This window comes from Ignavibacteria bacterium (assembly GCA_025612375.1).
In the GTDB taxonomy this organism is placed as follows: domain Bacteria; phylum Bacteroidota; class Ignavibacteria; order Ignavibacteriales; family SURF-24; genus JAAXKN01.
The window spans coordinates 1-26,378 of record JAAXKN010000028.1; the positions used below are offsets into that span (position 1 = coordinate 1).

General features: G+C 45.3%; 26 protein-coding genes. 11 read left to right on the forward strand and 15 right to left on the reverse strand.

What is annotated here, in order from left to right; all coding sequences use genetic code 11:
- Positions 1–306: 306 nt before the first annotated feature.
- The 4 genes from HF312_15065 to HF312_15080 form a co-directional block, all read right to left on the reverse strand.
- Entirely contained in the window at positions 307–459 is a 153-nt protein-coding gene (locus HF312_15065; protein MCU7521537.1) for a hypothetical protein, read from the reverse strand.
- On the reverse strand, positions 452–721 hold the full coding sequence (locus tag HF312_15070) for a hypothetical protein (protein ID MCU7521538.1): 270 nt from the start codon (positions 719–721) through the stop codon (positions 452–454). Before HF312_15070 ends, HF312_15065 begins: the two co-directional genes overlap by 8 nt.
- Before the next feature lie 144 nt (positions 722–865).
- Positions 866–1,231 (reverse strand): co-chaperone GroES, encoded by a 366-nt coding sequence (locus HF312_15075; protein MCU7521539.1) that lies wholly within the window; start codon positions 1,229–1,231, stop codon positions 866–868.
- Between the two features lie 98 nt (positions 1,232–1,329).
- Positions 1,330–2,280, reverse strand: a complete 951-nt coding sequence (locus HF312_15080; protein MCU7521540.1) for a hydrogen peroxide-inducible genes activator — start codon at positions 2,278–2,280, stop codon at positions 1,330–1,332.
- A gap of 229 nt (positions 2,281–2,509) precedes the next feature.
- On the opposite strand from HF312_15080, the gene HF312_15085 reads away from it, so the two are divergent.
- Positions 2,510–3,064, forward strand: coding sequence for a peroxiredoxin (locus HF312_15085; GenBank protein ID MCU7521541.1), 555 nt, complete (start codon positions 2,510–2,512; stop codon positions 3,062–3,064).
- Positions 3,065–3,176: 112 nt separating this feature from the next.
- The gene (locus HF312_15090; protein ID MCU7521542.1) at positions 3,177–3,758 is read left to right on the forward strand and encodes an alkylhydroperoxidase; all 582 of its coding nucleotides are present in this window, start codon (positions 3,177–3,179) and stop codon (positions 3,756–3,758) included.
- 83 nt (positions 3,759–3,841) lie between these two features.
- On the opposite strand, the gene HF312_15095 is transcribed toward HF312_15090, so the two are convergent.
- The 4 genes from HF312_15095 to HF312_15110 form a co-directional block, all read right to left on the reverse strand.
- Entirely contained in the window at positions 3,842–4,738 is an 897-nt protein-coding gene (locus tag HF312_15095; protein MCU7521543.1) for an alpha/beta hydrolase, read from the reverse strand.
- A gap of 167 nt (positions 4,739–4,905) precedes the next feature.
- Positions 4,906–5,562, reverse strand: coding sequence for a hypothetical protein (locus HF312_15100; protein ID MCU7521544.1), 657 nt, complete (start codon positions 5,560–5,562; stop codon positions 4,906–4,908).
- A 58-nt stretch (positions 5,563–5,620) separates the two neighbouring features.
- The gene (locus HF312_15105) at positions 5,621–6,298 is read right to left on the reverse strand and encodes a zf-HC2 domain-containing protein (GenBank protein ID MCU7521545.1); all 678 of its coding nucleotides are present in this window, start codon (positions 6,296–6,298) and stop codon (positions 5,621–5,623) included.
- Positions 6,288–6,839 carry a sigma-70 family RNA polymerase sigma factor gene (locus HF312_15110; GenBank protein ID MCU7521546.1) on the reverse strand — a complete coding sequence of 184 codons (552 nt, stop codon included), beginning with the start codon at positions 6,837–6,839 and terminating at the stop codon, positions 6,288–6,290. Before HF312_15110 ends, HF312_15105 begins: the two co-directional genes overlap by 11 nt.
- Positions 6,840–7,108: 269 nt before the next feature.
- Between HF312_15110 and rnk the strand changes: the two genes are divergently transcribed.
- On the forward strand, positions 7,109–7,522 hold the full coding sequence (gene rnk, locus HF312_15115; protein ID MCU7521547.1) for a nucleoside diphosphate kinase regulator: 414 nt from the start codon (positions 7,109–7,111) through the stop codon (positions 7,520–7,522).
- 68 nt (positions 7,523–7,590) lie between these two features.
- Here rnk and HF312_15120 read toward each other — a convergent pair whose 3' ends face one another.
- Positions 7,591–9,060 (reverse strand): aminotransferase class I/II-fold pyridoxal phosphate-dependent enzyme, encoded by a 1,470-nt coding sequence (locus HF312_15120; protein ID MCU7521548.1) that lies wholly within the window; start codon positions 9,058–9,060, stop codon positions 7,591–7,593.
- Positions 9,061–9,255: 195 nt separating this feature from the next.
- Here HF312_15120 and HF312_15125 point away from each other — a divergent pair, with 195 nt between their 5' ends.
- The gene (locus HF312_15125; GenBank protein MCU7521549.1) at positions 9,256–9,729 is read left to right on the forward strand and encodes a septal ring lytic transglycosylase RlpA family protein; all 474 of its coding nucleotides are present in this window, start codon (positions 9,256–9,258) and stop codon (positions 9,727–9,729) included.
- An 82-nt stretch (positions 9,730–9,811) separates the two neighbouring features.
- Here HF312_15125 and HF312_15130 read toward each other — a convergent pair whose 3' ends face one another.
- Entirely contained in the window at positions 9,812–10,603 is a 792-nt protein-coding gene (locus HF312_15130) for a hypothetical protein (protein MCU7521550.1), read from the reverse strand.
- A gap of 174 nt (positions 10,604–10,777) precedes the next feature.
- On the opposite strand from HF312_15130, the gene HF312_15135 reads away from it, so the two are divergent.
- Both HF312_15135 and HF312_15140 read left to right on the forward strand, forming a co-directional pair.
- Positions 10,778–10,975, forward strand: a complete 198-nt coding sequence (locus HF312_15135; protein ID MCU7521551.1) for a hypothetical protein — start codon at positions 10,778–10,780, stop codon at positions 10,973–10,975.
- 229 nt (positions 10,976–11,204) lie between these two features.
- On the forward strand, positions 11,205–11,810 hold the full coding sequence (locus tag HF312_15140) for a TlpA family protein disulfide reductase (protein MCU7521552.1): 606 nt from the start codon (positions 11,205–11,207) through the stop codon (positions 11,808–11,810).
- Between the two features lie 46 nt (positions 11,811–11,856).
- Here HF312_15140 and HF312_15145 read toward each other — a convergent pair whose 3' ends face one another.
- The 5 genes from HF312_15145 to HF312_15165 form a co-directional block, all read right to left on the reverse strand.
- Positions 11,857–12,207, reverse strand: a complete 351-nt coding sequence (locus tag HF312_15145) for a DUF971 domain-containing protein (protein MCU7521553.1) — start codon at positions 12,205–12,207, stop codon at positions 11,857–11,859.
- A gap of 131 nt (positions 12,208–12,338) precedes the next feature.
- The gene (locus tag HF312_15150) at positions 12,339–13,211 is read right to left on the reverse strand and encodes a prohibitin family protein (protein ID MCU7521554.1); all 873 of its coding nucleotides are present in this window, start codon (positions 13,209–13,211) and stop codon (positions 12,339–12,341) included.
- Positions 13,212–13,415: 204 nt separating this feature from the next.
- Entirely contained in the window at positions 13,416–13,871 is a 456-nt protein-coding gene (locus HF312_15155) for a rubrerythrin (protein ID MCU7521555.1), read from the reverse strand.
- Positions 13,872–13,889: 18 nt separating this feature from the next.
- The gene (locus HF312_15160) at positions 13,890–15,194 is read right to left on the reverse strand and encodes a thymidine phosphorylase (protein ID MCU7521556.1); all 1,305 of its coding nucleotides are present in this window, start codon (positions 15,192–15,194) and stop codon (positions 13,890–13,892) included.
- 1 nt (position 15,195) lies between these two features.
- Positions 15,196–15,495, reverse strand: a complete 300-nt coding sequence (locus HF312_15165) for a hypothetical protein (protein ID MCU7521557.1) — start codon at positions 15,493–15,495, stop codon at positions 15,196–15,198.
- Position 15,496: 1 nt separating this feature from the next.
- Between HF312_15165 and HF312_15170 the strand changes: the two genes are divergently transcribed.
- The 5 genes from HF312_15170 (at position 15,497) to HF312_15190 (ending at position 26,348) form a co-directional block, all read left to right on the forward strand.
- The gene (locus tag HF312_15170; GenBank protein ID MCU7521558.1) at positions 15,497–16,525 is read left to right on the forward strand and encodes a LacI family transcriptional regulator; all 1,029 of its coding nucleotides are present in this window, start codon (positions 15,497–15,499) and stop codon (positions 16,523–16,525) included.
- Positions 16,526–16,540: 15 nt separating this feature from the next.
- Positions 16,541–17,563 (forward strand): zinc-dependent alcohol dehydrogenase family protein, encoded by a 1,023-nt coding sequence (locus tag HF312_15175; protein ID MCU7521559.1) that lies wholly within the window; start codon positions 16,541–16,543, stop codon positions 17,561–17,563.
- Positions 17,564–17,608: 45 nt separating this feature from the next.
- Positions 17,609–20,191, forward strand: coding sequence for a T9SS type A sorting domain-containing protein (locus tag HF312_15180; GenBank protein ID MCU7521560.1), 2,583 nt, complete (start codon positions 17,609–17,611; stop codon positions 20,189–20,191).
- 170 nt (positions 20,192–20,361) lie between these two features.
- On the forward strand, positions 20,362–23,064 hold the full coding sequence (locus HF312_15185) for a TonB-dependent receptor (GenBank protein ID MCU7521561.1): 2,703 nt from the start codon (positions 20,362–20,364) through the stop codon (positions 23,062–23,064).
- Between the two features lie 26 nt (positions 23,065–23,090).
- Positions 23,091–26,348 carry a hypothetical protein gene (locus HF312_15190; GenBank protein MCU7521562.1) on the forward strand — a complete coding sequence of 1,086 codons (3,258 nt, stop codon included), beginning with the start codon at positions 23,091–23,093 and terminating at the stop codon, positions 26,346–26,348.
- The last annotated feature ends 30 nt before the right edge of the window (positions 26,349–26,378 follow it).

The following is a 26,378-nucleotide window of genomic DNA, read 5'->3' on the forward strand; positions in this document are numbered from 1 at the left end:
CAGCAAGGGCTGAAATTCCCATTTGGTAGCATTTTTAAACTCTTGAAGTGCTTTAGTCAGAATATCAGTTTCCAGCATTGCGCAATTCCTGAATCAGTGTTTAATATTAGGGAATACATTAAAAAAGGGAACAAAAATCAACAAATAAAGCCAAAATTAGGCGTTAATGTTTATAATTTCCATATGTTTCCTTTTAGGGAACAGGATAAATGGCGGTCGATAGAAGATGTCGGTAAAGAAAATTGATACTTATGATAAGCAGAAAATACTGCAGCCTGGATAAATGCCCGTTAATATTTTCTGCACTTACAAATTAAAAATTCTTTCTGTCACTTCATTCTTTTCGTTGATAATGCTCAGTATTATAGCATTGTTTATTTCTGCCACCTTTAAGCCTACAATAGCGCCATCTTCAATATTTTCCAGTTCGGCCTTTATCTTCAGGGACAATTTATCCATAGATCAGCATGCCATCAGATTTAACCATATTGGTAAGCAGGCTTTTTTTCTTCAGATCAATCAGATCGACAGGCTTGGAGAGGCTGAAGATGAGCTCGCTGTAAAACCTGAAAAACACATTATCCGGAAGGCCTTCTACACCAAGATCAATGTCATTTGATTCGCTGGATGAATCAAGGTTTGAGCCGAAAAGATAGATTTTTGAAACCTTATACTTTTCAGCTATTTTAAGCAGCTTTATTTTATCTTCATTTGAAATCATACCTCAAAATAGCCTAAAAAATATACTTTTTCAATATGGAGTGAATAATGGGGATTGGGATCAATGGCTAAAATAGCAAAAGCCCATTACTGGGCTTTCACTTATACTCCTGCCTGATTTTACCCGTCCCGCCTTGCAGGAAGCTTAAAAATTCAGCAGGTCGTCCCTGAAAAGCAGAAGTATTGCCCCCTGCGGAACAATAAGATACTTCTCTTTCTCAATTTCTATTTCTATGGCTTCTTTTCTTAAGAATATGGCCAGATCACCCTCTTTTGCCTGAAGCGGTATGTACTTGGCCGAGGCTTTTGCTTCCTTCCACGGCTCCTCGTCATCGGCGGGTGCGCCTGCGGGGTATCCTGGACCGGCCTTTATTACATATCCGCTCTGCACCTTTTCCCTTTCAAGCACTCCGGCCGGCAGGTAAAGCCCGCTCGAGGTCTTCTCCAGGTTTTCTTCCGGCTTAATCAGTACGCGGTCACCTACAACTATAATTTTCTGTAAATCGATCAAATTATTATCCCTTTATTTTACGCTACAAAAATATTTAGAAAAATTATTCTTTGCTACAGAATAATAAAGCCTTCAAAGCTGTATTTTAAGCTCCTTTTTCAGCCCACAATGAGACTTTTCTCCTTCGACAACAGCTCCTCGGGGATTGACCTTAATATCTCTTCTTCAAGCACATTGATAATATGCTTTTTCAGATATGCCCTTAAGTATACAAGGCTTATTTCCCTTTTGGGCACGGGAGAGTTGAATTCACGCACATGCAGCTGCCTTTTTGCCTTATCAATATCCCTTGCGGCAAGAAAGGGAAGAAGCGTCATGCCGAAATTCTTCTCCACCAGCTTTTTTAACGTATCCAGGTTCCCGCCCTCAAACCTTAAGAGGTTAGGCGACAATTCCTTGCCGTCGCGGCTTTTCTCGTCCTTGCAAAGCTGCAGGGCATGCCCCCTGAAACAGTGCCCTTCCTTCAGTAAAAGCATATCCTTTGAAGAAAGATCCTCAGGCGTAATCTTTTTCTTCTGGAAAAGCCTGTGGTCCTTGGATACGTAGGCTACAAAGGGCTCATAGAACAAAGGCTTTTCTATCAGGTCGCTCTGATACAAAGGCGTGGCCATAAGCCCTAAGTCAATTTCCTCTTTCCTCAGCTTCTCCAGTATCTGCTCAGTCTGTATCTCGTCAATTATCATATTGACCTTGGGATAATTCTTAAGGAAAGAGTCCAGAAAAAGCGGCAGCAGATATGGCGCAACCGTCGGTATTACCCCAAGGCGGAGAGTTCCTGAAACCTCCGTCGACTGGAGCTCAATAATGTCCTGTATCCTTGCCGCCTCCTGCAGTGTCCGCCTGGCCTGCTCTATAATAGAACGCCCTATGTCTGTCGGGGCCACCGGCTGCTTGCTGCGGTCAAAGATCAATATGCCCAGCTCTTCTTCCAGCTTCTGAATCTGCATGCTTAACGTCGGCTGCGTAACATAACAGTGTTTTGCAGCCGTTGCAAAGTGCCTGTAGTTATCTACGGCAACTATATAGGATAACTGTATTAATGATACCATAACGCTTATAAATTATTTTGAAAATTGTTGAAAATTCAGCCTTTTATTTTAACTTAAAGTAATTATGCCCCTTAAAGGCAAAAATCAGTTTAAACTTAAATTATAGATAAAATCTATACAAATATAAAAATAATCAATTTGATTTATCAAGTACAGGGCAATATATTAGTACCACAACAAAGAAATTTATATAAACGTTATTAAAAATTAATTTGTCATTAAAACCCAAATGGAGGAAAAAATGTTAACTGTTGGTCAAAAATTCCCGGAATTCAAAAAGAAAAGTGTAGTCTCAATCGAAAACGGTAAAGAGTTTCAGGAAGTCACTTCCGAAGACCATAAAAAACAGAACCAGTGGATGGTAATGTTCTGGTATCCGAAAGATTTTACATTTGTATGCCCGACTGAAATTGCAGAGTTTAATAAAAATTATGAGGAGTTCCGTGATAGGGATGCCTTGCTTGTTGGCGCCTCAACTGATTCTGAGTATGTACACCTCGCCTGGAGAAAACACCACGACGACTTAAGCGATCTTAAGTTCCCGCTCCTGGCAGATACGTCCAAGTCGCTTGCCGAGGAACTGGGGATTCTTGAGGCAAACGAAAAAATCGCCTACAGGGCAACTTTCATAGTCGATCCCGAGGGAATCATAAGGTTTGTATCGGTCAACGACCTGAGCGTCGGACGTAATGTTAAGGAAGTCTTGAGAGTTCTTGACGCCCTTCAGACTGACGAGCTCTGCCCGTGCAACTGGCAGAAGGGGCAGGAAACCCTTAAAGGATAATTAAGGCCATGGAAAAAGAGAATAAGGGGCGGCGTTTGAGGGGCTGCCCCTGACTTCTTGAAGTAATTTAATTCTTTTACACACGCATTACCAATAAACAATAAGAATAAAAATGTCATTACAGGAAACAAAAACAGATCTTCTTAAGGATTTAAGAATTGATGAAGGCCGGAAGTTTACTTCACTTGAGGCCATGGTAGCCGGGGATACGCGCTATCTGAGGGATTTGAGAATTAACCTGAAAAATACGCTTAATTCAGAGAATATTTCGCTTAAAGAGGCATACCTTTTAGCCCTGGCTGTTGCCTCAAATGAAAGAAATGAGATCCTCACGTGCTCATTTACAGATTACGCAAAGAATGAAGGGGCAACGGACGCTGAAATTGCAGAAATCCACGCATGCGCTTCAATGCTTTCTGTAAACAACGTCCTCTACAGGTTCAGGCACTTTGCAAAGCATGAAACTTATAACAACATGCCGGCAGGCATTAAGATGAACGTTATGATGAACCCCGTGCTGGGTAAGGAATTCTTTGAACTTGTAAGCCTGGCCGTTTCAGCCGTTAACGGCTGCGAGAGCTGCGTCAGTTCACACGAGGCCTCAGTAAGAAACCTCGGCACCTCGCAGGCAAGGGTATTTGACGCCATAAGACTGGCTTCAGTTGTAAGAGGGCTTTCAGTAGTAGTTCACTAAGGCAGATAGTTTGTCAAAATTTTTTTTCTATAACCTCTGATTAAATACCGCTGTCTTTTTTGAAAAATAAAGGCGGCGGTTTTTTATTCCTCAGCGCTTAGAGCTTCTAAGGCCCCTTTAAGAAATTCATCCGCCTTCAGGAAAATATCCTTGTGAGAAGCATCCTTAATTATGACCTGATGAAAAAAAGGCATATTCTTCAGATACTTTGCCGGAATGTTGCGCTCCCATACGCTGTCACGCTCACCGATTACCTGTATAACGGGCACCTCAATTTTTATATCTAAGGGTAGACTCATATTCTCTTTATGAAAAACAGATTCAGCCTGCAGAAACATAGAGGAGATGCGGCTTCTCTTTATTTTCTTTAATATGTCAATCTGCGCCCCTATATAGCCTGATATAGAAGTAATATCATAGACAAAGTCGAGATCTGGATAACCTTTAGTGCCTGCCCGCCCTGTAAAAAGCCTGATTATAAGTTTAATAGTTGGCACAATAAGCCCCAGACTGTAGGGCATTTCAAGTATTCCTTTTGTAAGCGTAAGCATAGGGGAGGAGCCCAGGAGAATTACTTTCTCAATTCTTTTGCCGATGGATGCAAGAATTAGTGCAATCGGGCCCCCGTATGAAGAAGCTATAACGGTTAAAGGCTCACTTATCTTCATTTCATCTAGTAGGATTTTCATGTCGCAGGCCAGTTCGCCTGTGGAAGTAAGTCCGGTATAAGGGGAGCTCCCACCGCATCCCCGCCTGTCGGGCATAATTATCTCGTCAAAAACCCCTTTGCTCAAAAGCCACATCGAAGGGCGTCTTACTATAGTGTGATTACCCGTAACGCCCCCGCCATGTAGGAAAAGTGCACGGCGCTTACCGGTGCCCTGTGTGCATAAGATTTCCGTGTGCAGCTTTACGCTGCCTGAAATCGTGTAATCAGCGCTCCTGGACGTAATATTATCATCCTGAATCCTTGAAAGCATTCTTAAAGAAAAAAGCTTTGTTTATAGATAGGTAAAAGATATGAAATTTCCGGCTAAGCTGTTGTGAGATAAAAAAAGAGGCGGGCCCTTTTCAGCTGAGCCCGCCTCTTTGTTCAGGTTGTCATTCTGTCTTCTCACCATTCCGACCTATAACCATCCTGCGCTTTTTACCACTCTGTATTATCGTCTTCTCCTGTCAGGTCATCAAGCCTGTTGCTGATTATTTTATCCTTATTCTTTCTTCTTTCATCCAGAGTCTGCTTAAGCTCCGAAAGCCTGTCCTCCAGATCCTTTACCTCTTCTTTCCGGTTATCTTCCCTCAGCTCAAAAAGATCGCTTAGCTTTGCCTGCAGGTCCGACTTTATTTTTCCGCGTTCAGCCTTTTCGGCCTTCTGGTACTCAAGCCCCAGACCTTCAGTCTCTATTTCCAGCTCTGTAATCTTCTTCAGACGCTCACTGTCCTCTTTGCTCCTTTTGCCGAATAAAGGAAACTCAAAGCTTCTGAACTGGTTATCCATGAGAAGCTTGTTGTATTTCATTTTATTCAGCTTCTTAATCTTTTCCATCTCTTTTTTAAGCCTTGGCCCCAGCTCATCTAAAATCTTTTTTTCCTTCTCTATAGAAACCTTTATTTCCGGAATATGTATCTCCGGTATATCAATATCTGGAATCTCAACTATAGTGTCGCTAGAATCCGCATCCTGAACAACGTGGATTTTCTTGGGCTGCTTGGGGTGCTTCGGAGACTTGGTATTCTCCTGCGCCAGAAGGCATGAACCCATAAACATAAGGGCTGCTATTAATAATACATTGATCGATTTCATATTAACTCCGGTGATAAATAATTAAAATTTCTGTTAAAATAGCTTTTGTGCCGTCTACCTACATGGCTGACTTTGTAAGTTCCGTCTTCATAAATTCCATTTTCTGTTTTAACGCCATTGCCTGAAGCGCCCAGTCATCAAGCCTTTCGTAATTTTCCTTTTTAATCTTTAGCCTTGCCAGAGAAGCGCTTACGTGCCTTATGGTAAGTGCCGTACGCCTGTCTTTCCACTCATATTTTGCAGGCGTGACTTCAGTCTTTCTCATTTGGCCTGCGGGCGTTTCCTTCTTGTCTGCAATATTCTGACTTACAAGAGGCGCTCTCTCAGGCCTTGGGGCGGAATACTTCTTTAATTCCGGAAGGCTTTCAGGCTTATACATGAAGAAAAGGATTACCAGTACTGCAGATAAAGCCATGCCCCCAAAGGCAAACTTTCTGAAAAATCCATCAAAAAGATATTCATTAAGAGTACGAGGGAATCCGGATCTTAAACGGCTGAACAGGCTTTCCCTTGCGGCCTTTTTTATCATTACATTAAAAGTTTCCTCTTCAATATCATCCATTGGAATACTCTCATAAAGCGAAAGAGTGTCCTTGGCCTCCAAAAGCCGGCTGCTGCAAAGAGCGCACTCACGGGTATGCCTTTCCCAGTATCGCATTTCCTCTTCTGTCAGGCTCTTATCAATAAAAAGCCACATCTTTCTTTCAAATTCTTCGCAAACAAGTTTAGATTGCATTTTTCTTCCTCAACGCCCTTTTTATTTTTTCTACTGCGTAATGCATATGCCCTAAAACAGTGTTCAGGGGCTCCCCCGTAGCCTCCGAAATCTCCTTAAAACTCATTCCGCCGTGTTCCCTTAAGAGGAATACCTGCCTCTGCTTTTCAGGCAGGCCGCCGATTATCTTCTCCATTATTTCTTTCAGCTCATTACCAACGCACTCGGAGTAAGGATTGCTTCCCGAACTATGCATCTCGACTTCATCTGCCTGAAAGAGATTTATTCTCGCCCTGTTTTTCCTGATTGAATCCATGGCCGCATTGTGGGCGATGGAAAAAAGCCATGAGGAGAAACGGTCCCTGTGGTCGTATTTCCCTATAGCCTTCCAGACCTTAATGAGCGTTTCCTGGAATGCATCCTCGGCCTGCATTTTGTCACCCGTTAAACGCCACAGGTACGAATAAAGCTGTCTGCGGTAAATCTTAACAAGCTCCCTGAAGGCATCCTCTTCGCCCCGGCGGCACTTTTCAATTAGTAAATCTTCCAGAATATTCTCCATAATCAGATACTTTCTATTTATGTAAACGCATCACCCGAAAAAATATTGTACCCGGCTTAAAAAATTTTTGAAAATTTTATAAAAGGGGACTTACCCCTGGTTTTAATTAATTTGACGCCTCAAAGCTTAAAATGTTAGCACCTGCTGCCCAAGAACCCGATTTTGAACATAACGTGACCTGAGGTACAAAGCTCAATAGATGCCTTGTATTTTACATGAAATATGTTTTACTATATGTAAACATTCGTTATACAACTAATGAGAGGATAATGAGTAAGAACATATTTATAACAGATTTCGACATGAAGAGATTTAACTGGTTAATTTCGAATTCTTACCGTTTTAGCAATATTGACAATAAATACCTCCTGGAATTAAAGACCGAACTCGTACATGCAGTTGTAGTGCAGCCGCCTGATATTCCATCAGACGTGGTCACGATGAGTTCAAAGGTCAGGATTAAATATCTCGACACTGATGAAGAGGCTACGTTTACGCTGGTTTTTCCCTTTGATGCAGATATAAAACAGGGGAAGCTTTCCATACTGGCTCCCATTGGCGTTGCTGTAATCGGTTCAAGAATTGGAGATGAACTGGAGTGGGAAATGCCTCAGGGGAAAAGAAGGATCAGGGTCGAGGAGATCCTTTATCAGCCGGAAGCCGCGGGAAACTACTACATTTAACGGCCTGAATTATAAGTGTTTGTTTTAATGTAAGCATCCTTTGGCTTTAGTGCCAAAGGATGCTTTTTTTATTTATTCTCAAGCTGCCTTACAAGCTCTTTAATGTAATAAAAGTCATCAAGAGCCGGCCAGTGCTTCATAAAAACTGCCCTTAAGGCTGAGAAATTTTCATTGTTCCTGTTCGTGTATTCAGGAAGTACTGCCTTGGCCAGGTGCGGCGGAATTACAAACTTGGATATAATGAATTCCGGAGCCTCAGCTTCAACTGAAAGCCTTCTGTAAACTTCAAGCGTCTTTTTGTTTAATTCCGAAATATCTTTTTTGTCGGTTTTAAGGTAAAAGCAGTTAATATCCAGATCCGGGTGGTTCAGGTTCTTAAGAGATGCGGAATTTTCAACTAATTCATAGAACTTCCTGCTTGCCGAAAGTGAATTTATTATCAGCTCTCCCATGCCCGGCTGAACGGGCGGCAATACCTTGTAGGTTAAATAACACGCTGCTGCCATGGCGCCCGGACGCGAACCCTCAAGAGAGAACATCCCGATGTTAGGCTTATCCTGCTTGTGATATGTGTATGGCGCGGTGTTAAGAAGAACGCGCCTTAACTCCTCGTTTTTATAGAGTACGGCACCAGCACCGTAGGAGATGAGTCCGTGCTTGTGCGGATCAACGGTGATGCTGTCGGCCTCCCTCAGGAGCGAAAGCTGCCTGTATGTGTATTCGCTTAAATTCATCTTTTCTTTGCTGTAGGGAAGCACGTTAAAGCTCTCGTTTAGTATCACGCTTTTTACAAAGCCACCGTATGCTGCATCTACGTGCAGGTGGAAATTATATTTCTTCCTGAGCTCTAATAGGGCCTCAATATTATCGATGCTCCCGGTGCCCGTGGATCCCAGGTTTGCCATTACAAGCATAGCTTTATTTTTCTTCAGCTCGCTTTCCAGTATATCCGTATTCATTCTGAAATTATTATCTGCCGGAATTTCCTTGTAGTCCTTTATCGCCAGTATCTGACAGATCCTTTTCCACGAGTAGTGCGATACTTCTGAAAAGTAAACGTGGCCTTCTTTGTAAAAGTCGCGCGCAGCCCATAATGCCTCCATGTTTGCAAGCGAGCCGCCGCTGGAAAGGTGCCCCCATCCGCCTTGAAGCCCCGTCATCCTGAGCATTAAATCTACAACTTCCATTTCCATCTCCGTTGTAACCGGCCCGCCCTCGTAGGCGTGGTTATTGGGGTTGGAGAGCATAAAGGCGATGTAGCCGAGCACCGTAGGAATAGAAGGGTCTTTCACCATTTGGGCTACATAGCGCGGATGAAAGTAGGGAAGGCTCCTGCTGCTTCTTTCTAAGAATTCTTTCAGCTCTTTTTCAAGCTTCGCGCTTACCGTGGGCTTTTCCTTGTAAAGAGATGCGTCGCCATCATAATAGCTCCGGCGCCATTGGGCCTGGTGGTCAAGCACTGTGTTTAATAATTCTTTCAGGACCTCAATGCCTTCAGCTTTTGGGCCCAGGTAATTTGATAAAATGTCTTCAGTCATATTTCGTCCGGTATATAAAAATTGAGTAAAGCAAAGTTAACTCCCCTCAGCTTCCTAAAATCAGTAAGCCGCTTCCAGCAAAAATAAGTAAATTTTCAATTTTATTTATTTTAATGTATCTTTGTAAAAATTTATGTGTAAGAAATTACGGAGATGCATGTGAGTTTATACCATTATATTTTGATTCCGCTGATGATGCTGAATTCAGGACCTATACCTAAAATAAAAAAGAAAATAAACCATACGGCGCATACCGTAAAAAGAGTTCTTCACATTGACACTGTGGCTGTAAGCAAAGATAGCCTTGTTGAGCTGCAATCAGGTAAGATCTCTTATTACGGTAAGAAGCATAACGGCAGAAAAACTGCGAGCGGGGAACTCTACGATATGAATGAGTTTACCGCTTCTCATAGAAATTTTCCTTTCGGTACAAAGGTAAAGGTGACAAATCTTTCAAATAACAAATCGGTAATACTGAAGATCAACGACAGGCTTCCCAAGGGCAGCCGCCGTATTATAGATGTTTCATACAAGGCTGCAAAAGAGCTTGGAATGATTGGACACGGAGTGGTAAAGGGCGAAATTGTTGTCCTCGAGTGGGGAGGAGCCCCCAGGGAAAAAACGGAATCCGGCGCAATGATGGAAGAAATCGGGGCGTTGGAAAAATAAAAAGATCACACTATTAAAATAAAAGCCCTGCACGGTTTTTAAGTCCTGCAGGGCTTTTTTTATATTTAATTTTAACTGTCTCTTATCTCACGTACTTCCACCAGTAGAAGTACTTGTTCTCGAGCTCTGAGAGTGAAGGCATAGGGAAAAACCTCATCTCATCATCCTTTGCAAACCAGAACCCGTGGCGCAGGAACTTGTATGAAATGTCCCTTAATATGCTCCCCAGGCTGATGGTCTTGGTAAGTTTCTCCGGATTGCTCTTAAGCTCCATGATGCAATCGTAAAAACGGTATGCATTCACCCCCGGCAGTTCAACTGTAATAATATCCCTGTTCTTGTTTTCCCTGTAGAATTCATCCAGGTTAAATTCAATCTGTGTAAAACAAATCTTCGGAGCGCCTTTGCTTCTGGTTTGTGTTGTAATAAACTTCCCGAAATCCCTCTGGTCCTTTGTTGAGGCAACGAGCGTTTCAAGTGGGCATATTTCCTGATAAATCCTTATTAGTCCCGGCTCATTGACGGCAGTATACTCGGCAGGAGATACCGGAAGCACCTTGCCGTTTGTTGTAACAAGAAACAGTTCCTTAATCGCCGAAAGATCCACATTCTCCAGAACATTGTAGGAGCTGATAAACTTTGTCCTTTTTGGGGTCCCGTCTTCGTGTGCTACGGTAAGGGAAAGATACCTTTCAATCTCAAAATAATCGTTCCTGAAGTTTATATCCAGTTCGGCAAAGATAACCTTGCCGCTGAAATGCTTCGCGCTGAGCATTGTGTAGTGTTCACCAAACTTTTCAGGTTCCAGCTGAGATGCTACAAGAGCATTTATAGGAAAAACTATCATGTACAGATGTTTTTGGTATTCCGGCATAGAACGCTCCTTGTTTCAACTTTATTGATTGTTTAAAGGTATTAAATGATATTATTAAGAGCAAGAAGCCCTCTGAATCTTTTTTGCCCGCAAGTCATCATATTAATTAAAGTTACGGAGAATGGTGCCCCGGATAAAAATCTTTAAGAACCCGGAAGAGGTAAAACAGATATAATGACTATAGACAAAAAAATCCTGCTTAAAAAAGTCCTGCCGGTCATGCTTGGCGCTCTGGCGGGCTACGCTTATTACTATTTTATCGGATGCAAATCGGGCAGCTGCCCCATTCAGGGCAATCCCTACATCTCAACACTCTACGGCGCCCTGGCCGGAGGCATCTTTGCCATACCCGGCAAAGAAAAGCAAATTTAACTAATAGGCAGGTTTAACTAAAAGGCAAATGTAACCGAATTAAATTTCATGCATCAAATTATCAGCTAATATTTCTGTTTAATAAGCTGCGGTTTTTCTTTAATTTAAATGAGGGATTACCGTAATTTTATTCCGCCTTACGATTCTGCGGAAAAGAGCTGTGTTTGAAAATTCAGGAACAAAATAAATACTATTTAGTTTAATGTATAAAAGGGTATCGGGAGACAAAATGAGTCAGAATAAGCCAAAAGAAAGGAAAATCGGCACTAAACAGCCGGTTAATAAACCTTTGATCGATCCAAAATATAAAAACCTGATTTTTACGGGTGTGCTGATTGTTGTTATTGCAATCTTTTTTATTGTTAATAACTCAAGAAATGAACCCTCTCAGGGGCCATATCCCCCGAACTACAAGGGCGGCGGCACAACCTCTGAACTGACTACAACTTCAGGACAGAAAATTAAACTTTCCGACTATAAGGGAAAAGTAGTCCTCCTGGACTTCTGGGCCACCTGGTGCCCGCCTTGCAGAAAGGGGATTCCGGACCTCGTCTCACTGAAAAATGAATTTAAGGGGAAGGATTTTGAAATAATCGGTGTTTCCCTCGACCAGGAGAATACAATTAACGACGTCGTCCCTTTTATCCAGCAGTACGGCATAAATTATCCTGTCGTTTACTACGACCCTACTGCACTGGCCTCCTTCGGTACGGTTGAATCGATCCCGACTTCATTCATACTCGATAAGACCGGAAGGGTGGTTTCAAGCTATATGGGACTTACTGAAAAATCCAACTTTGTGAAGGATATAAAGAAAGCGCTCGGGGAGTCTTAAACAAAGAAACCGTAGAAAAGAAGCTTAAATAAAGAAAAAGGGGACTTTATTTGTCCCCTTCATTCCTCTTCTTGTTGTGATGTTCATGATCGTGATCATGTTCAAAATCCTGATGAAGATTATCCTTAACATCCAGATATTCACCCAGCCTCCAGAGCAGGTCCCAGGAGTAAATTCCGTAGCTGTAGCCGTCTTTCCACTTGATGTTAATTGCGTACTGGCCTACCATCTCAATTGAAGCAACTTCATATTTACCCGGCTTATCGGGCCCCTGCGGCATGGCATCGTAGTGCTTCCACAGTATGGTTTCTCCTTTATTGCCGGCGTCAGGCGACTCATCGCGCAGGAACTTCAAAGGGTATGTGTGAACTTTGTCATTGTTCCATGTAATGGACATGGAAGTCTGTCCGTTTAATTTTATCTGTTTGGGAAATAGCATATCTATGTTAAAAATTTTAATGTTAAAACTAATCTGGATAAGTAAAACTACTCCTCCTTAACTCCGCAGTTCAGGCTAATTTAAGCTTATTATTTGTCATTTCCAAGGATGACCGGAAGCCCCTCTTTCCCTGAGCCAATTACAATTACCTTTGAATTCTGCGAGTTTGCAAGCTTTTCTGTGGCCTCAATGCCTTTCCACTTTAGAAGCTGCGTCGATATCCCTTTGGATACTATATCCTGAAAATCTGCAATACCTTTGGCTTCAATTCTTTTGCGCTCTGCTTCCTGGGTCTCTTTCCTGAGCACAAACTCCATCCTCTGGCTTTCCTGCTCGGCCTTCAGCTTTTCTTCAATTGAAGCGGTAAGCCCTGCCGGCAGAATGATCTGCCTGAGAGGTGCGGCTTCAATTGTAATGCCTCTGCGGTTAACAAGCTTTGAGAGCTCTTTTTCAATCCTGCTTGCCAGCTCCTCCCTCTGTGAAGTATAAAGCGCTTTTGCCTCATAGCCCGATGTAACGCCTCTTACAACAGAACGGAACTGCGGCTCCAGTATGATCTCGGCGTAGTTTTCACCGAGGGTTTTATAAACTCTTGAAGCGTTTTCTGGATTCAGGCTGTAGAGAACGCTGATCTCAAGCTGAACGGTCAGCCCTTCTTTGGAAGGTACAGTCATGCTTTCTTTGATTTCCTGCGTTTTAACGCTGAATTTAACTACATTTGCCAAAGGATTTACAAGATTGACGCCCGCTTTTAGCGTGTTGTCACTAACCATTCCCAGAAAATCCACAACTCCCACGGATCCTGCCGGAATAACGGTGAAAACCTGAAGCAGGGCAATAATAAGCGCTATTACCGCACCAGCACCGGCAAATGTTGCCTCTGACTTACTGTATCTTTTCTTGGCTGTAACGTGAACTGCGAAAGCAACGGCAGCGGCAAGTAAGGAAATTAAGAAAACCATTATGACAATTCTCCCAAAGAAAAAAAAGCTGCAAGAATTAAGCTATTTATAACTAAACGAAAAATATAATTTTTCGGCAAATAGGCAACCGCCAATTGAAGAAAAATGAAGTTTTTATTAAAAACCGGCTCTGCTGTAAAAAAATAAAGCCCCGGAAAGGGATATTCCTTCCGGGGCTTTATGTCAAATAAACGCAGAGCAGGATTATTTCTTAGAATACTCCAGACTGAAACCGTGGAAAAGTGAACGGTGGGTCTCTTCATTGGATAATATATCTATGCACAGATCCTGTGTCACGTAATCCTCTCCCTCGCACATTTTGATGATCTTTCTATACTGTGCAATTGCAGATTCCTCGGCCTCCAGAACGCCCTTTATCACATTTACAACGTCAGTTGTATCCTTTCCGGGCTGAAGAGATCTCTGCTCCCTTTTGAAGTCCATTGAGCCTGGGATCGTTCCCCCCAGCTCCTTTATCCTTTTTGCCAGCATCTGCGCATGCCCTAACTCTTCGGTTACATCTGCAGCAAGCGACTTCTTTATTTCCTCGGCCCTTACGCCGTCCAGGTTAACTGAACTGGAAAGATAGTTTATTACTGTTTCCAGCTCTGCCCAGTACGCATTTGTAAGCTCTGTAATAAGATCATTAGTTCCAGCCATCTCTGCCTCCTTAAATTATTACATAAGTATCTCTTTAATTAGTTTCGGCTTTGCCTTCTTTTTCTCATCAATACTAATAATATTATAGAGTTTATTTTTCATATCTTCAATTTTATTTTTCCTGTCGGTGTGGAATTCTGCAATCACGTCCCCCTTGTTAATCCTGTCGCCAAGCTTGGGATAAAATACAATTCCGGCCTTGGGATCAATTACATCTTCTTTTGTCATTCTTCCGGCGCCAAGTTCAAGGGATACCATTCCAAGAGCGAAGTTGTCAATTGCGTTAAAGTACCCCGACTTTGGGGCTGTTACGGTTTCAACTATGCGCGGCTTCGGATACTTTCCAGGGTTCTTGACCAGGTTTATGTCCCCTCCCTGAAGCTTTACAATTTCAATAAGCTTTTCAAATGCCTTGCCTGAGGTGATCATCTCACGCGATACCTCAACACCTTCTTCAATTGATGAGGCTTTGCCGCCTAAATAAATCATGGCGCCAGTAAGTGAGTGCGTTACTTCCATCAGGTCGTCCGACTTTTCACCCTGCAGCACCCTGATCGATTCATATACTTCCAGCCAGTTGCCTATGTAGCGGCCCAGGGGCTGGTTCATATCGGTTATAAAGCCTATTACTTTTTTGTCAAATGCCTTGGCCGTGTTAATTAAAGCCTCGGCAAGCTTCCTGGCCTCTTTCTGCTCGCGCATGAAGGCGCCCGATCCAGTCTTAATATCCAGCACAAGCCCGTCAATTCCTTCGGCCAGCTTCTTGCTCATAATGCTTGAGGTAATTAAAGGAATAGATTCAACCGTAGCCGTTACGTCCCTTAATGCGTAGATCAGCTTGTCTGCGGGTGCTATGTCTTTGGTCTGCCCTATTAGAACGGTGCCGCACTTTTTAATTACAGATTTGTACTGGCTTAATGAAAGATCTGTCCTGAAGCCCGGTATTGCCTCCAGCTTATCCAGTGTCCCTCCCGTATGGCCCAGGCCGCGCCCGGAGATCATGGGAACCTTTATCCCGGCTGCTGCTGCAATAGGCGCCAGAATAAGAGAGGTCTTGTCTCCCACGCCGCCCGTGGAGTGCTTGTCAATTTTAACACCCGGAATCGGCTTCAGGTCTATTACCTTGCCGCTGTAGAGCATGGCCTTTGTAAGCGCTGCGGTCTCACCGGTTGTCATCCCGTTAAAAAATATTGCCATTAAGAGTGCTGAGAACTGATAGTCGGGTATTTTATTTTTTATGTATGACTTGATCAAAAACCCGATTTCAACTTCGGAGAGCTCTTCTCCGTTTCTTTTCTTTCTTATAAGCTCTACTGTGTTCATTTTACCGGCCTTTGTTTATTTGAAAAATGTCCAAAAATAAGCATTTAGATTGTATTCTCAAAAAGGTGCGGGAAGTGCCCGGTTTTAATAAAACAGCCCCATGTTTAACCAGTGTAGAAATTTTTCTCCTCATTCCTGCAACTATTAAAGATAACGCAAAAATTCCGGTTTTTTCAGGAAAAAAGTAGAAAAAAATGCCCTGCCTTAAAAGCCTCAGCCCAAAGCCAGGTTTCTCCTTTTTAAGGCATTGACAAGGTGGCGGGAAAATATTTGTTTCTATTAAAACGTTTAACTGACTCATTATGGCTCCTACAATCAAAGATGTTGCAAAGAAGGCCAGGGTTTCAATTGCAACGGTTTCTCTAGTGATCCATAAACATGAAAAGATCTCAGAAGAAACCCGCGTGCGCGTAAACAAGGCCATTAAGGACCTGAATTACCACCCTTTCAGGTCTGCCCGGGGGCTTGTATCGCGCAAAACCGGCAACCTTGCCTTTATTGTTACCGAAGACCACTTCCTCCGTTCGGAACCTTTCTATACGCACATTTTCCTGGGCACCGAATTCGAAGCACGCCAGAACGAATATTATATACTCCTTACCATCATAAAATCCGACTTTAAGAGAGGGGACCGCCTGCCGCGCTGCGTACTGGAAAGAAATGTAGACGGGGTGATTATTGCAGGAAAAGTGCCCGAAGACGTAATTACGTGCCTCGAAAAATATGAGCTCCCGCTGGCCTTTGTAGACTATTACCCCCCGGCTGAAAACTATCCTGTAGTCCTCATTGATAACTTCTCCGGGGGAATGCAGGCCGTCCAGCACTTAGTTGAACTTGGCCATAAGCACATAGCTTTTGTGGCCGGCGATATTCAGCACCCCAGCATACGCGACCGCTTCCAGGGCTATAAGGTCGCACTTGAAAGTGCGGACCTTATCTATAATTCTAAAATGAGCGTTATCGATGAGCCTTACCCGGCCAGGGAAAACGGCTACAACGCCGCAAAAAAACTGCTGAAGGAAAATAAAAGTGTAACCGCCATATTTTCCTGCAATGACGCCATGGCTATTGGCGTCATGCAGTACCTGAAGGAGTCGGGCCTGAGGATACCAGAGGATATTTCTCTTATCGGCTTCGACGACGTGGAGGCCAGCCACTTGCTGGACCCGCCTTTAAGTACAGTAGGGGTTCCAAAAATTGAACTCGGGGGAGAGGTCATGCGCCTTATGGCAGATATTCTGAACCAAAAGGTCAAAAGTCCAAAAAAAGTTTTAGTCCCTGTTGAACTGGTCAAAAGAAGATCAACAGGAGCTGCTAGGAAAAACCAATAATGAAAGGCAATAACTATGCAGGCAGCAGTATTTACAAGTCCTCACAAAATCAGCGTAACAGACTGCCAGACGCCCCGCCCGGGGCCTGATGAACTTTTAATCAGGGTAGGCGCCTGCGGCGTCTGCGGTACGGATTTCCACATCTTCGAAGGCAATGCTCCGGCTAAAGCCCCGGTCATTCTGGGCCATGAATATACAGGCGAAATAGTCGATAAGGGGGAAAATATACGTGACATGAAAATCGGCCAGAGGGTTGCCATAAACCCTAACATACACTGCGGCTACTGCGAATTCTGCCGCAAAGGCAAAATTAACTTGTGCCTTAACCTTAAAGCGCTCGGCGTTACGGTAAACGGAGGCTTTTCGGAATACTCTCTCGTCCCCAGAACACAGGCACACATACTCCCTGAAAACTTTCCCTACAGGATTGCAGCACTCTCGGAACCCCTCTCCTGCTGCGTGCACGGAATCGACCAGGCACAAATTAAAACAGGCGACACGGTTTCTATTGTTGGCGCCGGTACAATTGGCCTCCTCATGCAGCAGCTCTCACAACTTCAGGGCGCCAGAGGAACATTCGTCTTCGACATCTCGGAAGAAAAAAGAGACATCTCTCTTAAACTTGGAGCCGATGAGGCCTTTAACCCGTCGGACGAAAATTCACTTGAACTCATGCGGGAACGCATCCCCGGCGGAACTGACATTGTAATTGAATGCGTCGGCAGCCGGAATGCAGCTGAATTTGCCCTTAAACAGGTTAAAAAAGGGGGTACGCTTGTAATTTTCGGCCTCGCGGACCCGAAGGCTTTTATAAACCTCTACCTCCAGGCTTTCTTCCACAAGGAACTTACAATTAAAAGCTCTATACTCAATCCTGATACTTTCCAAAGGGCAGTTGACCTTCTCGTTACAGGTAAAATTAGAACAGATCTCCTTAATCCTCATGCGGTAAATTTGAAGAATGATGAAATAAGCGCTCTTTTCAACGATCCAAGAGACAGTGCCATTATTAAATATATGGTAATGCCTGAAAGTTAAATGACTAATGATAAGATACGTTCATTTATATTAAAGGAGGTTCATATGATCAAACGTAGACGTTATGTAATTGGCTTTTCTGTTCTCATAATCTTTTTAAGTGCTTTTCTGGATGTCCATGCTCAGCTAAGCAAATTTAAGGCTATTGGCAGCTTTGAAGACTCACTACCGAGCTACTGGATGAAAGGCAAGTCAACAGGAGCAACACTGGACTGGGCAACTGACCAGTCAAGATCAATGGGACGCTCGCTGAAGATCACAAAGAGTGCGGCAACAACCGATTCAGTATACTGGATCAGCCAGAACATGGCAGACCTGTGGTCACCAAAGCTGCTGAAGAACGTGGATATACTCTTAGGAGCATACATCAGGACAGAGAACGTGAACGTCAATCCTGCCAATGACGATGCAAAGTGGTGGGTCTCTTACCTGTTCTATGACAGCACGGGAGCATTTATCGGAGAGACAAAGCTTCCTATAGACCAGAGCAAAGCCTCATCCGGAAGCTGGGTTGCAGACACGAATGCCGTGGGTGAGACAACACTGCCGAAAGATGCCTGGAAGATGATCATAATGTTCGTAGCAGGCAAGAATGCAACAGGAACGGTCTGGGCAGATGACTTCCTCTTTACAGGAAGAGCAGGAGCCTGGGCAGGACAGGACTGGAACACCTCTGTCGGAGTGCCGACAGGCTGGTACTACTGGCTGCCGCCCATCGGAGGCAATGATGCAAGACTCTCAAACGGCTTTGAAAATACAAAGATCGTCTCAGATACCGCTCACTCCGGTACCCACTCCTTGAGGTTCTCTATTCCAAAGAATACTCCTAATCATGACGCTTTCGTAAGCACAACCAGAATCCCTCTGGGAACAGATGTAAAAGCAGGCGATATGCTTAAGATCAGCGTATGGATAAAAGCCAAGGACCTCTTCCCCGATTCAGCTAACGCATTCCCGGGACAGTGGGCTGTCGGCATTACACCAATGTTCCATACAGGATACACCAATAATGCAGGATTTTCTGACATATCGGGTGCGCCTGACATAGCATTTACTTTCCCTGCTAAAGATACTTCTTTCGACTGGACAGAATTTACAGGTATATATAAGGTCCCGGAGAATAATCCTCCTGCAACTGCCCTCTCGGTCAGACTGCACGTCTATTCATTATTTGAAGGAACAGTATACTACGACGACCTCACTGTGGAAAAGCTCGATACAACTATAGCAGGCATAAATGCTATCGGAGGCTTCGAAGGTACACTACCGAGCTACTGGATGAAAGGCAAGTCAACAGGAGCAACACTGGACTGGGCAACTGACCAGTCAAGATCAATGGGACGCTCGCTGAAGATCACAAAGAGTGCGGCAACAACCGATTCAGTATACTGGATCAGCCAGAACATGGCAGACCTGTGGTCACCAAAGCTGCTGAAGAACGTGGATATACTCTTAGGAGCATACATCAGGACAGAGAACGTGAACGTCAATCCTGCCAATGACGATGCAAAGTGGTGGGTCTCTTACCTGTTCTATGACAGCACGGGAGCATTTATCGGAGAGACAAAGCTTCCTATAGACCAGAGCAAAGCCTCATCCGGAAGCTGGGTTGCAGACACGAATGCCGTGGGTGAGACAACACTGCCGAAAGATGCCTGGAAGATGATCATAATGTTCGTAGCAGGCAAGAATGCAACAGGAACGGTCTGGGCAGATGACTTCCTCTTTACAGGAAGAGCAGGAGCCTGGGCAGGACAGGACTGGAACACCTCTGTCGGAGTGCCGACAGGCTGGTACTACTGGCTGCCGCCCATCGGAGGCAATGATGCAAGACTCTCAAACGGCTTTGAAAATACAAAGATCGTCTCAGATACCGCTCACTCCGGTACCCACTCCTTGAGGTTCTCTATTCCAAAGAATACTCCTAATCATGACGCATTTGTAAGTACTATCAGATACCCGCTGCCTCAGAACATTAAGGCGGGAGACAAGGTGACAATAGGTGTCTGGGTTAAAGCCAAGGACCTTTTCCCCGATTCAGCTAACGCATTCCCGGGCCAGTGGGCTGTCGGCATTACACCAATGTTCCATACAGCATACACCAATAATGCAGGATTTTCTGACATATCGGGCGCTCCGGATTTAACCTTCACGTTCCCTGCAAAGGATACTTCTTTCGACTGGAGGCAGTATGTTGTTGACGTGCCTGTGCCGGATAATAATCCTCCTGCAAAGGCAATTTCAGTCAGACTGCACGTCTATTCATTATTTGAAGGAACGGTTTACTTTGACGACCTTACTGTTCAGACAAGTACAGTTACTGCGGTCCAAAAGAAGAGTATTATAGCCGACAACTACAGTCTCGAGCAGAACTATCCTAATCCTTTTAACCCGACAACTACAATCCGCTACTCAATTCCTGAACGCTCGGTTGTAACACTTAAGATCTATGACATGCTGGGACGCGAGGTGAAAACTCTCATTAGCACTGAACAGAACCAGGGAGTCTATGAAGTTACATGGAATGGAGAAAATAATTACGGTACAAAGGTTTCCAGCGGAATTTATATCTACAGAGTGGAAGCTGGAAGGTTTAACCAGGTTAAGAAAATGGTACTCCTGAAGTAATAACCTGTAGTAAAAAGCCGTGAGGGTATTTTCTCCGGTTTGTTATTCATTTGAGGATATATTCCAGCCGGCGCCCCGGGGCAGTTAAATGCACCGGGGCACTGGCCTTAAAAAACAGTGTTCATGGAAACTAATTTTATTTGTTACTCAATAAACTACAGGTGAATTTAATGTTCACTAAAGTTATTTACAAAGCCTTTATATATACGCTTATGCTGACTGCACTCTTAACGGTGCAGCTGCATGCCGGTACAACCGGCAAAATCTCGGGCCGCGTCCTGGACACAAAGACAAAGGAGCCTTTAATCGGTGCTACAGTCGTGCTCGTGGGAACAAAGATGGGGGCTGCAACAGACGCGGATGGAAACTATTTTATACTTAATATCCCGCCCGGCACATATACACTGAAGGCTACGGCTGTAGGCTATGCCTCTACTACTATTACAAACGTCAAGGTATCCGTCGACGTAACCACAAAGATGGACGTCCTCATGGGTGAGCAGGCAATTGAACTCAGTAACGTGGTCGTTACTGCAAGCCGCCCCCTCGTGCAGAAGGACCTTACTTCAACTGAGGCCAGCGTAACCGGCCAGCAGATCTCAATGCTCCCTCTGGAAGACGTGCAGTCGGTAATAAACCTCCAGGCCGGCGTCGTTGAAGGACACGTAAGAGGCGGCCGCGCCAATGAGGTTAAATATATGCTGGACGGCGTCTCTGTAAACGACGCCTTCTCGGGCGACTACTCCATGCTTGCCGAGGTCAACAGCGTGGCCGAGGTACAGGTCATAACCGGCACCTTTAACGCCGAATACGGCGAGGCACTCTCGGGCGTCGTAAACCAGGTTACAAAACTCCCCGGCGACTCCATATCAGGAGAAATCCAGGTCTATTCAGGCGACTACTTTACTACAAGACGCACTCAGTTCGGAACCAGGCTCTATAATAACCTAAACAAAATTGACCCGCGTAACGTCTATAACATCCAGGGAAGTATCAGCGGCCCGGTGCCCTTTACTAAAAGCTTTATAAGATACTTCTTCTCCGGAAGATATCTTAATGACGACGGATACCTCTACGGACAGAGAATCTTTAACCCCTCCGATTCCTCCAACTTTACGGCAAATAACCCTCAGGACTGGTACGTCGGGGCAACAGGGGACAGGAAGTACGTCTCAATGAACTACAGCAGGCGCCTTAGCCTCCAGGGGAAAATCTCCTTCGACATCGGAAACGGCAAGGGACTCATTTTTGAAGGAATGACGCAGGACAGGAAATACAGGGAGTATAACCATGCTTATGCCCTGAACCCAAACGGGGATTATCAGAGGTTCCAGAACAGCTACCTGGGCAGCGTTTCTTATAACCACGTTTTCGGCCAGAGCACTTTTATTGACCTCATTGGCTCCGTCTTCTCAACCGTTGCCAAACAATATGTTTATGAAAACCCTCTGGACCCGCGCTACGTTAACCCCGAGAGGCTAAGAGATGCCGGGGCAAACTCTTTTCTAACGGGAGGAACTGAAAACTGGCACCTCCAGCACACTACAACAACCAGTACTGGAAAACTGGACGTCACTTCCCAGGTCCTCAGGGTCCTGCAGATCAAAACCGGTATTGAAACTAATTTCCACAGGCTGAGCTATAAGGATTTCCAGATACATGTAGACGCTACAACAGGCTATAAACCCGCTCTGCCTCAGCCCGGTAACTTTGACTATAATACTTATCTCGTGCACCCGTATCAGCTGGCATACTACCTGCAGGGTAAAATTGAACTCGAATACCTGATCGTAAACCTGGGGGTGAGATTCGACTACTTCCAGCCCGACGCCTCGTACCTCATTAACCCCGACCAGGTTGCGGAACTCGATACACTGGTGCCCCCGTTCCCTTCTCAGTACTTTAAGAAGGCCAGCGCAAAATCACAGGTGAGCCCCCGCCTCGGCATTTCATATCCTATTTCCGACAGGGGAGCAATTCACATCTCTTACGGGCACTTTTTCCAGATACCGCCTTTTGACTTCCTCTACAGAAACCCGAACTACAGAATCCCCCTCGTGGGCGACTTCCCCGATTTTGTGGGCAATATGATCGGTAATCCCGACCTCCAGCCCCAGCGCACCACAATCTATGAGATCGGCCTTCAGCAGGGGCTTACTGCCGACATCGGACTGACACTTACGGCATATTATAAGGATATACGTAACCTCCTGGGTACAGAAATCCATATCAAAAATGAATTCAAAAAATTTGCTAAATATATAAATACCGATTACGGCTCCGTCAGCGGCTTTATAGTCTCCTTCGACAAACGCTTCAGCCAGGGCTTCTCGGCAAGCGTCGACTATACCTACCAGACGGCTAAGGGCAACGCAAGCGATCCTAATGAGGCTTTCAATAAGGCACAGTCCAGCCCCCCCGTTGAAGTCAATAAACAGCTCGTATTCCTCGACTGGGACCGCAGGCACTCTCTCAACTTTACCGTAACGGCCGGCATCCCCGATAATTTTATCGGCAGCCTTATAGGCCGCCTGGGAACGGGTCTGCCTTATACACCGGCTTTGCAGAACCAGAGAACCGGCCTCGAGAACAGCGATACGCGCCCGTCAATCTTTAATGTGGACCTCTACCTTACAAAGTATTTCAACGTATTCAACAGGGGAATTTCCCTGTTCCTTAAAGTCTATAACCTGTTCGATACTGCAAACGAAATGAATGTCTTTACCGATACCGGCAGGGCGGGCTATACTCTGGACCTTACGCGCAACCAGGCTCAGCCCCGCGGCGTAAATACGCTCCAGGAATATTATACAAGACCGGACTTTTATTCCGCCCCGCGCCAGATTATTCTGGGCGCTTCTCTTAACTATTAGTTCTCTGAAAGTTATGGAGGTTAGCTGTGTACTTAATTAAATATTTTACTAAAAATTTAATCCTTCTTCTGGGCCTGGTTTTTCTCTTGAACCCCGCACCATCGGTGGCGCAAAGAGTTATTGATAAAAACAAGGGAAGCCACTTTAACAGCAAGAAAGGATACATGGACGGCAACCTGGTGCAGACTGCATACTACAACTTTGGAGAAGTTGCCGACTGGCTGAACGACCCGACCTTAAGCGGAGTGTGGCCTAAAGGAAGCGGTCATACATACGTAGACGGAGTTGCCGTAATCGTACAGGCCGAGGTCAAGGACCCTCAGGGAAGAACAATTCACCCCCTCGAGACTAACTATTATGAATATACCAGGCACGACGTCGCTACGGGCGTCACATACGGCTGGTGGCCCCTTCCGGGCTACGCTAATCCCTATCAGCCGTTTCCCGCCAGAAGCGACGACCCTAATACATGGCCCTTGCACTGGCCCGACCGCCCTGGCGACTGGGACGGCAAATGGAACGGATTCTTCGGCAATAATGTCAGAAATGCCGACCTTGAAACCTATTTCGTCTTCGACGACAACGAGGACAAGGAATATATACAGAAAAATAACTTCCACCCCGATTCTGATGACCCCACACGCGGCGGCCTCGCTATGCAGGTCCACGCCAGAGGCTTCCAGTGGTCGCAGGTCCTGGCCGAAGACGTTATATTCTGGTACTATGAAATTACAAACATGGGCACCTACGATTACAATAAGGTGCTCTTTGCACAGTACGTCGACTGGGGTATAGGCGGGCACGATAACTCCTCTAATAACGCCGGCGACTATGATGCCGTGCTCGATATCTCTTATGCATATTCAGTCGTGCCTTTCGGCAGCCCCGGTCACTGGAGCCCCGTGGGTATTGCAGGCTACGCATTCTTAGAAAGCCCCGGCATACCCAATGACAATATTGATAACGACCGCGATGGCCTTACAGACGAGAAAAGGGATAATATTGCTCAGACCTTTATTAATACCCCCGCGGAGGACCCCTTCCTTAAAAACCCCGCGCAGGATACTTTGCTCTTCAGCCAGTTCTACGGTTTCTCCTGGAAACCTCACTGGGATGCCGACGAGAACGGAAACTGGAGGAGTTTCCGCGACTTAAATGGAAACGGAAAATTTGACCCGGGAGAACCGCTTAACGACGACGTCGGCACCGACGGCATCGGTCCATACGACGAGGGCTATACGGGGCCTGATCCCAACGGAACTGAGGGCAACGGCAGGCCCGACCAGGGAGAACCAAACTTCGGAATCCTTGACAAGGATGAATCCGACCAGCTGGGTCTTACAGGCTTCTTAATTGCCTCGGTGCATACATACGACTTAAATAACGACGAGCATAACTGGTTAGGCCTTTCTGCTCTCCCGCCACCGCACGGACAGACGCTTATTGGAGTCAACCTGGCAAACTATTTCTCGTCCTACTTCATTCACCTCTTTGGACGCAATACCTATAGCACCCAGACCGCGCAGACACAGCAAACGGGTGAAACTGAAAGATTTTCAATGGGCCTTATTTTTGCCATAGATAAAAACGACCTCTTCCGCAGAAAAAGAACCGTCCAGCAGATCTATAACGCAAACTACCGCTTTGCCAAACCGCCCGATAAACCTTTAGTCAAGGCGATAGCAGGGGACAAAAAGGTCACACTCTACTGGGATAACCGCGCCGAGCAGACTTTCGATGCCTTCTACCAGAGATATAACTTTGAAGGCTACAGGATCTACAGGAGCACTGAGCCAAACTTCCTGGAAGATAAGATAATTACTGATGCCTACGGAAAAGCCACATTCAGGCTCCCACTGGCTCAGTTCGATATTGTTGACGGGGTTACGGGCCTCCACCCGATCAGCGTCAACGGGGCTCAGTTCTACCTGGGCGACGATTCGGGACTCCAGCACAGCTATGTCGATTCAACGGTCCAGAACGGACAGACTTACTATTATGCCGTTGTCGCCTACGACAAGGGGTTTACCACTACTACCGTACAGGGGGAATTCCTCGGTATACCGCCTTCCGAGACAACGAGCATTATAAAACAGGACATAAACGGAAACGTTAAGCCTGACGTCAATACTGCCGTTGCAACCCCTCACGCCCCTGCTGCCGGATACGTTCCGCCCCAGATTGCAAACTACCTGCCCAGCGGCCCCTCATCGGGATCTGTGGGCATAGACATAATCGACCCCGGCGCACTTGTAAACAATAACAGCTATAGACTTGAGTTTGTAGACTCCTCCCGATATCACAATAACCGCCATCCATACTACAGGCTGCTCAATACAACATCTAAAGATACTTTAATCAAACTGACAAAGATTAAAGGTGCAAATGAGCAGACCCTGGTTACAGACGGCTTTTCAGTTAATATGGGAAACGATACAATTGTAGCAGTCAACCCTGCCAAAACCGGCTGGAGCAAGGGCAATAGCAACTACGTCGTTACAGTCGGCTTCGACCCCAGATATATACCGACATATGGCAACAAAAGAGTTGACTACCCCGCCGATTTCGAAATTACTTTTACTGAAAAAGGGAAGGGCGACTCCTCCTTTGTAGCCAAATCTTTCAGCCAGCCCGAGGCTTCCAATATCACAATCAGGGATATTACTGATGACCGCAATCATGTCCAGTTTATCTTTGAACAGCCTGCAGGCGCTGACTCTATGTTCGATGCCGGCGACGCCGTCTTTGTTGTCGTGGGTGACTCGGCAGGAAAAAGAGCCACAGGGCGTACTGACTACAGGGCTACCTGGTCTGTAACACTGCAGGTGGATACTACATTAAAAGAACCTCCAAAACCCCCGCAGCCAGGCGACGTCTACAGAATTGTAACTACAAAACCCTTCAGGACGGGCGAGTACGTTGACTTTACAACAAAGGCTCCTTACCTCGATCCCTCAAAGGCTAAAAACGACTTAAGCCAGATCGACGTCGTGCCTAACCCTTATACCGGCGCTGCCTCCTGGGAGCCCCTTACTACAAACGTCGGGCGCGGCGAAAGGAGAATTACATTTGTTAATCTTCCTGCTTCATGCACTATCAGAATTTATACAATCAGCGGAAGACTTGTGCAGTCAATTACACATACAGGCTCATCGGATAACGGGCAGGAAGCCTGGAACCTGGTCTCGCGCGACGGAATGGATATTGCCTACGGGGTCTATGTCTATCACGTGGAGGCTCCCGGCGTGGGCACTAAAATAGGCCGCTTTGCAATTATTAAGTAACTGATATTAAGTAACTCAAAAATTGCGGAG

Coding starts and splice junctions, on each gene's coding strand:
- HF312_15065 (MCU7521537.1), bottom strand. CDS start 459: ATGGATAAATTGTCCCTGAAGATAAAGGCCGAACTGGAAAATATTGAA.
- HF312_15070 (MCU7521538.1), bottom strand. CDS start 721: ATGATTTCAAATGAAGATAAAATAAAGCTGCTTAAAATAGCTGAAAAG.
- HF312_15080 (MCU7521540.1), bottom strand. CDS start 2,280: ATGGTATCATTAATACAGTTATCCTATATAGTTGCCGTAGATAACTAC.
- HF312_15085 (MCU7521541.1), top strand. CDS start 2,510: ATGGAGGAAAAAATGTTAACTGTTGGTCAAAAATTCCCGGAATTCAAA.
- HF312_15090 (MCU7521542.1), top strand. CDS start 3,177: ATGTCATTACAGGAAACAAAAACAGATCTTCTTAAGGATTTAAGAATT.
- HF312_15095 (MCU7521543.1), bottom strand. CDS start 4,738: ATGCTTTCAAGGATTCAGGATGATAATATTACGTCCAGGAGCGCTGAT.
- HF312_15100 (MCU7521544.1), bottom strand. CDS start 5,562: ATGAAATCGATCAATGTATTATTAATAGCAGCCCTTATGTTTATGGGT.
- HF312_15105 (MCU7521545.1), bottom strand. CDS start 6,298: ATGCAATCTAAACTTGTTTGCGAAGAATTTGAAAGAAAGATGTGGCTT.
- HF312_15110 (MCU7521546.1), bottom strand. CDS start 6,839: ATGGAGAATATTCTGGAAGATTTACTAATTGAAAAGTGCCGCCGGGGC.
- rnk (MCU7521547.1), top strand. CDS start 7,109: ATGAGTAAGAACATATTTATAACAGATTTCGACATGAAGAGATTTAAC.
- HF312_15120 (MCU7521548.1), bottom strand. CDS start 9,060: ATGACTGAAGACATTTTATCAAATTACCTGGGCCCAAAAGCTGAAGGC.
- HF312_15125 (MCU7521549.1), top strand. CDS start 9,256: ATGCTGAATTCAGGACCTATACCTAAAATAAAAAAGAAAATAAACCAT.
- HF312_15130 (MCU7521550.1), bottom strand. CDS start 10,603: ATGCCGGAATACCAAAAACATCTGTACATGATAGTTTTTCCTATAAAT.
- HF312_15135 (MCU7521551.1), top strand. CDS start 10,778: ATGACTATAGACAAAAAAATCCTGCTTAAAAAAGTCCTGCCGGTCATG.
- HF312_15140 (MCU7521552.1), top strand. CDS start 11,205: ATGAGTCAGAATAAGCCAAAAGAAAGGAAAATCGGCACTAAACAGCCG.
- HF312_15145 (MCU7521553.1), bottom strand. CDS start 12,207: ATGTCCATTACATGGAACAATGACAAAGTTCACACATACCCTTTGAAG.
- HF312_15150 (MCU7521554.1), bottom strand. CDS start 13,211: ATGGTTTTCTTAATTTCCTTACTTGCCGCTGCCGTTGCTTTCGCAGTT.
- HF312_15155 (MCU7521555.1), bottom strand. CDS start 13,871: ATGGCTGGAACTAATGATCTTATTACAGAGCTTACAAATGCGTACTGG.
- HF312_15160 (MCU7521556.1), bottom strand. CDS start 15,194: ATGAACACAGTAGAGCTTATAAGAAAGAAAAGAAACGGAGAAGAGCTC.
- HF312_15165 (MCU7521557.1), bottom strand. CDS start 15,495: ATGAGTCAGTTAAACGTTTTAATAGAAACAAATATTTTCCCGCCACCT.
- HF312_15170 (MCU7521558.1), top strand. CDS start 15,497: ATGGCTCCTACAATCAAAGATGTTGCAAAGAAGGCCAGGGTTTCAATT.
- HF312_15175 (MCU7521559.1), top strand. CDS start 16,541: ATGCAGGCAGCAGTATTTACAAGTCCTCACAAAATCAGCGTAACAGAC.
- HF312_15180 (MCU7521560.1), top strand. CDS start 17,609: ATGATCAAACGTAGACGTTATGTAATTGGCTTTTCTGTTCTCATAATC.
- HF312_15185 (MCU7521561.1), top strand. CDS start 20,362: ATGTTCACTAAAGTTATTTACAAAGCCTTTATATATACGCTTATGCTG.